The 8,814-nt window shown below is 60.2% G+C and carries 9 protein-coding genes and 1 pseudogene; 9 read left to right on the top strand and 1 reads right to left on the bottom strand.

Translation table 11 applies throughout. The features are described from left to right. The 5 genes and pseudogenes from HUU46_23165 to HUU46_23145 all read left to right on the top strand — a co-directional run bounded on the left by HUU46_23165 (window position 1) and on the right by HUU46_23145 (window position 3,137). A pseudogene (locus tag HUU46_23165) lies at window positions 1-285 on the top strand (DUF1559 domain-containing protein). 219 nt (window positions 286-504) lie between these two features. Next, on the top strand, window positions 505-1,023 hold the full coding sequence (locus tag HUU46_23160) for a hypothetical protein (GenBank protein NUM56542.1): 519 nt from the start codon (window positions 505-507) through the stop codon (window positions 1,021-1,023). 497 nt (window positions 1,024-1,520) lie between these two features. Next, the gene (locus HUU46_23155) at window positions 1,521-2,432 is read left to right on the top strand and encodes a formylglycine-generating enzyme family protein (protein ID NUM56541.1); all 912 of its coding nucleotides are present in this window, start codon (window positions 1,521-1,523) and stop codon (window positions 2,430-2,432) included. Window positions 2,433-2,542: 110 nt separating this feature from the next. Beyond that, window positions 2,543-2,836, top strand: coding sequence for a four helix bundle protein (locus HUU46_23150; GenBank protein NUM56540.1), 294 nt, complete (start codon window positions 2,543-2,545; stop codon window positions 2,834-2,836). Between the two features lie 16 nt (window positions 2,837-2,852). Beyond that, entirely contained in the window at window positions 2,853-3,137 is a 285-nt protein-coding gene (locus HUU46_23145; GenBank protein ID NUM56539.1) for a hypothetical protein, read from the top strand. Window positions 3,138-3,803: 666 nt separating this feature from the next. On the opposite strand, the gene HUU46_23140 is transcribed toward HUU46_23145, so the two are convergent. Next, entirely contained in the window at window positions 3,804-4,244 is a 441-nt protein-coding gene (locus HUU46_23140) for an EF-hand domain-containing protein (protein NUM56538.1), read from the bottom strand. A 174-nt stretch (window positions 4,245-4,418) separates the two neighbouring features. Between HUU46_23140 and HUU46_23135 the strand changes: the two genes are divergently transcribed. From HUU46_23135 to gspG, 4 genes are all read left to right on the top strand, one after another. After that, window positions 4,419-5,114, top strand: a complete 696-nt coding sequence (locus HUU46_23135) for a glycosyltransferase family 2 protein (GenBank protein NUM56537.1) — start codon at window positions 4,419-4,421, stop codon at window positions 5,112-5,114. Between the two features lie 331 nt (window positions 5,115-5,445). Continuing rightward, window positions 5,446-7,176: a type II/IV secretion system protein gene (locus tag HUU46_23130; protein ID NUM56536.1), complete on the top strand. Its 1,731-nt coding sequence runs from the start codon at window positions 5,446-5,448 to the stop codon at window positions 7,174-7,176. 1 nt (window position 7,177) lies between these two features. Next, window positions 7,178-8,389 (top strand): type II secretion system F family protein, encoded by a 1,212-nt coding sequence (locus HUU46_23125; GenBank protein ID NUM56535.1) that lies wholly within the window; start codon window positions 7,178-7,180, stop codon window positions 8,387-8,389. A gap of 18 nt (window positions 8,390-8,407) precedes the next feature. Next, complete coding sequence (gene gspG, locus HUU46_23120; GenBank protein ID NUM56534.1) at window positions 8,408-8,809, top strand: type II secretion system major pseudopilin GspG; 402 nt, start codon at window positions 8,408-8,410, stop codon at window positions 8,807-8,809. Window positions 8,810-8,814 lie beyond the last annotated feature (5 nt).

Raw genomic sequence — 8,814 nt, 5'->3', positions numbered from 1 at the left:
GTTATTGCAATCATCGCTATTCTCGCCGCTATCTTGTTGCCAGCACTTGCCCGCGCGCGTGAGGCCGCCCGTCGTGCAAGCTGCCAGAACAACCTGAAGCAGTGGGGCTTGGTGTTCAAGATGTTCGCGAATGAGTCGAAGGGCGAGCGCCTTCCGTATCACCAGCCGTTTGATGACGAAGACTTTGCCGAGACGTCGGGCATGTGGGCGAAGGCCGCTGGTCCGGCGGGTTACGAAGTGTACCCCGAGTACATTTCGGACTATAAGATCGGCAAGTGCCCGTCGTCGACGTTGGCGGGCGCGCTTGAACTCGGTTTGGGCGTCAACCTGACGACGCACCGCTCCGAGTTCCTTCGCGACCTTGGTAACGTGAACGGCTCCGGCGTGTTCACGCCGTTGTCGGCCGCGGAACTGGCGAACTGGTGCAACAAGGCGAAGAGCTGCGCGGGCGAGACGCCGTACTTCGGCACGTTCCGTGCGCGCAACACCTCGGGTGTCCGCGTGATGACCATCACCTTCGACTATACGTACATGAACCGTCTGGTGAAGGCGAGTTGGATGACAAACCAGAACGATAACGCCGAGTTGTGCGTAGTTCTGATGGCTGCGGACGATGACCCGACTGTCCCGCAAGGCAACCCCGCTCTAAATACGCTTGAAGAGGAGTGGGATACGACTTTCGGGCCGTACACAGTTCCGTCAACTGGCGAAACGTTTGACATCCAGATGCTGCGCGAAGGCGTTGAGCGCTTCCTGATCACGGACATCAACAACCCGGCCGGCAGCGCGAGCGCCCAGTCGGAAGTCGTTGTTGCGTGGGACCAGGCGGGCATCGACGGCTTGTACAGCCAGCAGTTCGACATGCGCTTTAACCACGTCCCCGGCGGCTCGAACATCCTGTACATGGACGGCCACGTGGCGTTCGTGAAGTACGGCGTCGAGCATACGCAGGCGACCTGGCCGCTGTCGAAGGTGTCGATTGACAAGAAGACTCATCCGTACGGCGCCGAAGGTATCTGGTAAGTCGCGGCTGAACGCAGGGACGGGTTACCGTCTCCTGTGACAGTAGCGAGCGATCGTTCAGCGTGGGAGGCCGATGAGGCCTCCCACGCTTTTTTAGTTTGGTTAGAGGTTCTCGTTACTGAATTCGGTCTATGGACGGGATGGACCGATGGACTGATGGACGGATGGACGGATGGACAGATGGACGGGATGGATGATTGCGGTTGTGATCGGGGCGTTGGCTTCCTCCGTGCGCGGCACCGCCATTCGCGGTAACGCCGTTCGCGGTAACGTCGTTCGCGGCAGTTGCAGGTGTTGACTGGAACCGTTAATAATGGTGGAAGGGAAGCCTGACGTAGTTAATTTGCGTGTGTTTGGTCTTTCTTCAACGTTTCGAGTCTACGTTCGGCGAGATGGCACTTGATTTGGCGCTGTATGTGTCGGGTGTGTTCTCAGTAATTGCTTCAGCGGGTTTGCGCCGTTGCGGCGGTGACCGAATCATTCAGGAGTGTACTGCAATGCGCGTTATTTCGTTTGTATTTCCGGTACTGGCGCTCGGGTTGGCGAGTGTATTCACGGTGGCCGGCGCCGGAGAACTGCCGAAGCAGCCGGCGTCCGCCGAACCCGTAGCAGTAAGTTCCGGCGGCGCTCCCGCGGCGGGGGAGCAGCGGACGTTCGCGGGTATCGAGTTCTGCTGGGTCCCGGCAGGAACGTTCATGATGGGCAGTCCGGCGAGCGAGCAGGACAGACAGCCCAACGAAGTGCAGCATGAAGTAACTATTACGAAGGGATTCTGGATCGGCAAGTACGAAGTGACCCAGGCGCAATGGGAAGCGGCGATGGGGAACAACCCCGCGAAGTTCGTCAACGCTGCGAGTCCTGTCGAGCAGGTCTCACACGATGATTGCCAACGGTTCGTTGAGACGTTGAATCAACGCGGGGAGGGCACGTTCCGGTTGCCGACGGAGGCGGAATGGGAGTATGCCTGCCGGGCCGGCACCAAGAGTGCGTACAGTTTTGGGGATGACAAATCGGTATTCGACCAGTATGCGAGGGCGCGGCACGAGGTCGTGAAGAAGCCGGAGCCGGAAACCAAGGACGCGAAACAACCGCAGGTAGCAGCGGAAGAGGCGGAAGAGGAGGAGGACAAGGAACGCGGGACGCTACCTGTCGGATCGCTCAAGCAGAACCCTTGGGGTCTGCACGACATGCACGGGAACGTGGCGGAGTGGTGTTCGGACTGGTTCGGCGAGTATCCGGCCGGGCCGGCGACGGACCCCGAGGGCGCGGAGTCCGGGCACCTGCGCATTACGCGCGGAGGTCACTGGGATTATTCACCCGCCTTCATTCGGTCCGCGTATCGCAATTACAATTTGCCGGATCGCAGTTACGGTAATCTTGGTTTGCGTCTGGTGAGGGTTGCGGATTGAGGGATTGCGTGGGGGGGGGGCGCGTGAGCGTGATTGAAGAAGGAGGAAGTAAGAAAGAAGTAATTGATCTTCGGGAGAGGACAAAAGCCATTGCGCTGCGGATAGTTCGCATGTACTCACATCTTCCGAAGACGACGGCCGCGCAGGTACTCGGACGCCAAGTCCTTCGCTCGGGAACGTCAGTCGGCGCGAACTATCGGGAAGCGTACCGGGGCCGCAGCAAACCCGAATTTATCGCGAAGGCTGGCGATTGTCTCCGAGAATTGGAGGAGACGTCGTATTGGCTTGAACTACTTGCAGAAAGCGGACTCATGCCATCCAAACGATTGGAGGCTCTCCATAAAGAGTGCGATGAACTCACAGCGATATTCGTGGTGATCCTGAGAAAGTCTAAGCGCAAGTGATGGCGGCCTTTCATGGGTGTGCAGGAAAAATAAACCGGCCGAATTCGACGTGCGTGGTTGGCGCGCGACCGATATCGGCCAGCATTATCAGTCGAGTATATTGTCGGGGCAGAACGCGAATCTGATCCGCGCGTCGATCCCGTTAATGACGATTCAGGCCCGACAGCATTCCGAGCTATTGCTGCGCGGGCGCGGCCGCCGCGTCGCCAGCGCCACCAGGCACCGCGCCGGCTTCGCGCGCGTCTTCGAGAATTCGCTTTTCCTTGCCAGTGAGTTCCTCACCAGCCGCTTCTTTCTGTAGGGCCCTGTCGAGGGCCGGGTTTGCGATTGGGCCTGGTTGGCTTTCGTATACCGTAGGACTTCCGCCACCGCAACCCAAACTTCCTGCCACCAGCAAACCAACCGCCACGAACGCCAGTACTTTTTGGAACATTGCTTTTCTCCAGTTTCGTCAAGCCGACGGATTCGTATCATTCCACCGTGTACTCACGGCAACTTCATCGTGCTTCGACACGCGGGACGTCGATCCACCTATTTTGACACCGCGCGGCCGAGGATTGTTCGCAGCCCGACATGCGCGAATCAGGTCCCAGTTCCCGGCTCCCAAGTTTTTAGTCTAGCACAGAGTTGTTCAACAATACAATAAATGGGCGTTAAATGCCCAAAAAGCCGGCTATCAAGGTGACATGCGTTAGAGCAGTATAGGAAGTGTCGTAGCCGGTATGTCCCGCAGGTTTCGGTGCAAATCGAGTGTGCGATTACGATTACGAGCACGATTACGAGCGTGAGCACGAAACTGCAGCTACGTCGTATCTCCAAATGTTTTGGCTGGCCGGCACGCACAACTGGGGTGTCTGTGTGCAACGGTACAGCGGTGCGTTTTGTTCGCCGTGAAAACAGGGTAGGCCGCCCCACACGGGCGGGGCGGCCTGGGGATTACAGTTCTCGTGAAGTGACGGTGCGGCGGCTATTCCGACGGTGTGGCCGGCTCGATCCGCACGCAGTCGTCTTTGTTGATTACGCCGTCGTCGTTCCGGTCGAGCCGGTGGAACGCGGCTTCGTCGGCGTTGGGGAAGGCGGCCATGAATTCCTCGAGGGTTACGCTGCCGTCGCCGTTGGTGTCCGCTTCTTTTAGCCGGCGCAATATGCGTGCGCGCTCGTGCCAGGGGATGTCCTCTTTCGAGAGCACGCCGTCGCCGTTCTTGTCGAGTTTATTGAAGCGGTCTTCGGTGGCGTTGGGAAACTTCGTGAGGAACTCTTCGAGGGTTACTTCGCCGTTCTGGTCCGCGTCCGCGGCCTTGATCAACCGCCCGAGCGGCGGCGGGCACGGATGCCCTTCTTCGCCCTGGGCAAACGCCGGCGCGGCGACGATAGTCACAAGTACGCCAAAAGCCCAAACCCTGTTCATACGCATCTCCTCTCTTGGTTGCTCCGCGTTGCCCGGGTGCGCATCCCGTGGCGCGGGTGGTTGTCCAATCGAACACAACGGTTGACAGAAAGTTCCGTGAACGGGGCGGTCGTGGTAAATTGTTGCGAGAGGCAGTCATAGCTGACCATGGAAAAGTGTGAAACTGGCGGAGAAATGCGCAAACGGCTGGCGGCGGTCGTGCCGTGTTACAACGCGGGCGGGCGCGTCGAGCCGGTTGTGAGGGGGCTGTTGGCGCAGCTCGAGCACGTGGTCGTCGTGGACGACGGCAGCACGGACGGCGCGACGGCGCCGTTGCAGGCGTTGGGAGCGAGCGTGATCCAATTCCCGGAGAACAAGGGGAAGGGCTTCGCGATGCTCGCGGGGTTTCGCGCGGCGCTCGCGGCGGACGACGTTACCGGCGTTGTCATTGTGGATGCGGACGGGCAGCACGACGCGGGCGAGCTGCCAAATCTGTGGGAGACGTTCACGCGGGACGGCGCGGACCTTGTAATTGGGACGCGGACGTTTGACGGGGCGCATGTGCCGTGGCGCAGCAAGATTGGCAACCGGTTCACGGCGATGACGACGCGCCTGTTGATCGGCGCGGCAATTCCCGATACGCAGTCCGGTTTCCGCATACATTCGCGCCGTTTGCTCGAGGACATTCTGAAGACGATCCGCGGCGGACGCTACGAGACGGAGATGGAGATACTCGTCAACGCGGCCAAGGGCGGGTACAAGATTGCCGCGTCGCCCATTCGCACGATCTACGAGACGGGCAATCCGTCGTCGCATTTCAACAAGTATCGGGACTCGTGGCGGGTGATCCGAAAGTTGTTCGGGGCGGCCCTGCGCCGCAAGCGGAAGTAGTCCTCCTGACGGACTTCTAGCATTCGTGTGTAAACCATGAACCGTCCGCGTTCGTTTCTAGAGCAATTCAAGTTTGAGGACACCGTCTGTTTCGTGCTCCTGCTTCGTGAGTCGTCACCGTGCTTGCACTCGATACTCGAAAAGATCGAGTACGATGACGAGCAAGAGCACGAGCACGCGGTGCAGCCGACCTTGAAACGCTCTGATTTCAGCGGGTAGCAGTGAGATCTTGGGTGACAACACGTTACATTCGGGCGCCGGTTGCGCTGCGTGATCGAGTGGAGTAACATATTGAAAATGCAAGAGTTGGCTATGGTTGGAGCGTGCAGAAGTGTCCGGTGAAGTAGCGTTCGAGCGCCAGTTGGTTCGGGACGGGATTCTCGACGAGGCGCGGCTTGCCAAGGCGCGGCAGGACGCCGCGAGCCGGGGGGTCGCGTTGCCGATCGCGCTGGTGCAGACGGGGGTGGCGACGGCGGAGGCGGTCTACCGGGCGTTGGCGGACTTTTGCGAGATGCGGTTTGTCGCGCCGAGCAAGATGGAGATTCCGGCGGAGATTGTCGGGAAGGTGCCGGCGCGGTTCGCGACGCATTACAACTTCGTCCCGGTGCAGGAGCGCAATGGGACGATTGTGGTGGCGGTGTGCGACCCGTTGAACCACCAGTTGCTGGACGATATCCGGCTGGTGTTGAAGAAGCAGCGGGTCGAGATTGTCGTGGCGACGCCGGAGGAGATTGCGAAGGCGAGCAAGGCGCTGTATGGCGTGGGGGCGGACACGGTCGAGCGAATTTTGAGCGATGCGGACAATGCGGCGACGGTTGTCAGTCTCGATACGGCGAATGCGGGCACGGATCTAGGCGACGACAATCTCGACGCATCAATCATCAAGTTCGTGAACGAGCTGTTCGCGGAGGCGATTCGTACGGGCGCGACGGACATTCACCTTGAACCGTTCGAGGACCAGTTGCGTCTGCGGTATCGCATTGACGGTATTTTGCACGGCGTGCCGACGCCGCCGTCGATCCGCGGGTTCCATCCCGCGATCGTGTCGCGCGTGAAAATCATGGCGAACCTGAACATCGCTGAGAAGCGGCTGCCGCAGGACGGGAAGATTCGCGCGTCGCTGGGCGACGAGCAGTTCGATTTGCGCGTGTCGGTGTTGCCGACGCCGCACGGCGAGACGGTGAACCTGCGCATTTTGAACCGTTCGTCGATGTTCCTGACACTCGAACAGCTTGGGTTCACGGGCAAGGATTTGGAGTTGTTCAACACGTTCCTGACGCGCCCGCACGGGATGATTCTGGTGACGGGCCCGACGGGCAGCGGAAAGACGACGACGCTTTACGCGGCGTTGAGCAAGTTGAACAAGTTCGAACACAAGATCATCACGATCGAAGACCCGATCGAGTATCAGTTGAAGGGCATCACGCAGATGCAGACGGCGCCGCAGATCGGTTTCGATTTTTCGTCGGCGCTGCGCTCGATGTTGCGGCACGATCCGGACGTGATGCTCGTGGGCGAGATTCGCGACTACGAAACGGCGGAGATGGCGATTCGTTCGAGTCTTACGGGGCACCTCGTATTTAGCACGCTGCACACGAATGACGCGGCGGGCGCAGTGACGCGCTTGACGGACATGGGCGTGGAGCCGTTCCTTATCGCGAGCACGATGATTGCATCGCTTGCGCAGCGGCTCGTGCGGTGCGTGTGCAAGCACTGCGCGGAGGAGTACAAACCGGAGGCGGCGGACTTCGCGCAGTTGGGCCGTTCGCCGGAGGAGGCGAAGGGGGCGGCGTTCCGGCGCGGGCGCGGGTGCGACGCGTGCCGCCACACGGGGTACCACGGGCGCATCGCGATCTATGAGATGCTCCCGTTCGCGAACGCGATCAAGGAAATGACGATTCGCCGCGAGCCGTCCACGCACATCAAGCGCAAGGCGATCGAATTGGGCATGCAGACGCTGCGCAATTCGGGATGGCTGCGCGTGTGCGAAGGCACGACGACGTTCGAGGAGGTCGTCCGCGTGACGGCGGAGTCCGACGTGTTCGACGACGCCAAGGCCTGACATGCCGCAGTTCCAGTACGAGGTGAAGAAGGGGCCAGGGCCCGCGACGAGCGGTGTGCTCGAGGCGGAGAGCCGCCGCGCGGCGGCCGCGCGCCTGCGCGATATGGGCTACTTTCCGATCTCGATCGAGGAGTACGCGGGGGAGAAGCAGAAGGACGCGCTGTTGCGCGCGTTGACGCGCGTGCGCCTGAAAGAGCGCAACATCTTCTTCCGCCAACTCGCGACGTTGATCGAATCGGGCATGCCGCTGACGCGAGCGCTTTCCACGATTGCGCAGCAGACGACGAATACGAAGCTGCTCGCCGTGGTCGAGCAACTGCGCGACGACGTCCAGAAGGGCAGCACGTTCGCGGAGGCGATGGAGCGTCACCCGAAGGTCTTTACGTCGATGCACTGCAATCTCGTGCGCGCGGGCGAAACCGGGGGCATGATCGAGGAAGTGCTGTGGCGCATGGTGCAGTTCGGGGAGCAGGACGAAGAACTGCGCGCGAAGGCCGTGTCGGCGATGATCTACCCGGCGATTCTGATGTTCATGGGAACCGCGGCGATTTTCATTCTCACGTCGTTTGTGTTTCCCAAGTTTTTGCTGCTGTTCAAGGATTTTAATGTCGAACTGCCTATTCCGACGAAGATTGTGTTGGCGATCTGCGGGTTCATGGGCACGTGGTGGTGGGCGGTGCTGTTGGTGGCCGCCGCAATTGTCGCGGGTGTTGTTTCGTATTGGAGGACGCCGGCGGGCCGCATGTTTTTCGATCGGCTGGCGCTGCGCATTCCGGTCGTGAAGATGGTTGTGCAGAAATATGTGATGGCGCAGTTCGCGCGCACGTTGGGGACCCTGCTCGACAACGGCGTGCCCGTGCTGAAATCGCTGCGCATTACGGTTGAGACGTTGAGCAACCGCGCGATTGCGGAGGAAGTGGACATCGTTCAGGCGCGCGTGGCCGAGGGCGACAGCATCAGTTCGGGCCTCGCGCAGACGAAGCACTTTCCGCCGATGGTGGTGAACATGTTCGTGATCGGGGAAGAGAGCGGCAAGTTGGGCGGTGTGACCAAGCGCATGGCGGACGCGTACGACATCGAAGTCGATCGCGCGGTGAAGACGCTGACCGCGCTGCTCGAACCGCTCATGATCATCATCATGGGCGTGCTGGTCGGCGGGCTCGTTATTTCGATGCTCATGCCGATATTGACCATGAGCGCAAATATTTCGTGACGTGTGGAGGAAATGAAAATGAGAGCGAATGAGGGCTTCTCGCTGTTGGAGCTCATCTTGGTGATGGTGATCATGGGCATTCTCGCGGGCATGGTCGCATTTGCGGTGGCGGGCCGCGGCAACCAGGCGCGGGAGGTGCGGGCGCGGGCCGATTTGTCCGTGTACCAGAACGCGATCGAGGCGTATGCGCTCGAGCACCAGGACAAGTACCCGAAATCGTTGAGCGATCTTGCCGTGCCGAACAAGGCGGGGCGTTCGTACATACAGCAGATTAAGCCCGACGGCTGGGGCGAACAATACGTATATGCGTACCCGGGGAAGAAGAACAAGTATGACTTGTACTCGATGGGCGCCGATCGCATTTCGGGCACTGAAGACGACATCTCCGTGTGGGACATCGACACGGGCGAATCCAACTAGCTTCA

This window comes from Candidatus Hydrogenedentota bacterium (assembly GCA_013359265.1).
GTDB lineage: Bacteria > Hydrogenedentota > Hydrogenedentia > Hydrogenedentales > SLHB01 > JABWCD01.
This window is presented reverse-complemented; position numbering and strand designations above follow the sequence as displayed.

What these genes read in the sequence shown, in the direction of transcription:
- HUU46_23160 (NUM56542.1), top strand. Translation starts at nt 505, where the DNA reads ATGACCATCACCTTCGACTATACGTACATGAACCGTCTGGTGAAGGCG.
- HUU46_23155 (NUM56541.1), top strand. Translation starts at nt 1,521, where the DNA reads ATGCGCGTTATTTCGTTTGTATTTCCGGTACTGGCGCTCGGGTTGGCG.
- HUU46_23150 (NUM56540.1), top strand. Translation starts at nt 2,543, where the DNA reads ATGTACTCACATCTTCCGAAGACGACGGCCGCGCAGGTACTCGGACGC.
- HUU46_23140 (NUM56538.1), bottom strand. Translation starts at nt 4,244, where the DNA reads ATGAACAGGGTTTGGGCTTTTGGCGTACTTGTGACTATCGTCGCCGCG.
- HUU46_23135 (NUM56537.1), top strand. Translation starts at nt 4,419, where the DNA reads ATGCGCAAACGGCTGGCGGCGGTCGTGCCGTGTTACAACGCGGGCGGG.
- HUU46_23125 (NUM56535.1), top strand. Translation starts at nt 7,178, where the DNA reads ATGCCGCAGTTCCAGTACGAGGTGAAGAAGGGGCCAGGGCCCGCGACG.
- gspG (NUM56534.1), top strand. Translation starts at nt 8,408, where the DNA reads ATGAGAGCGAATGAGGGCTTCTCGCTGTTGGAGCTCATCTTGGTGATG.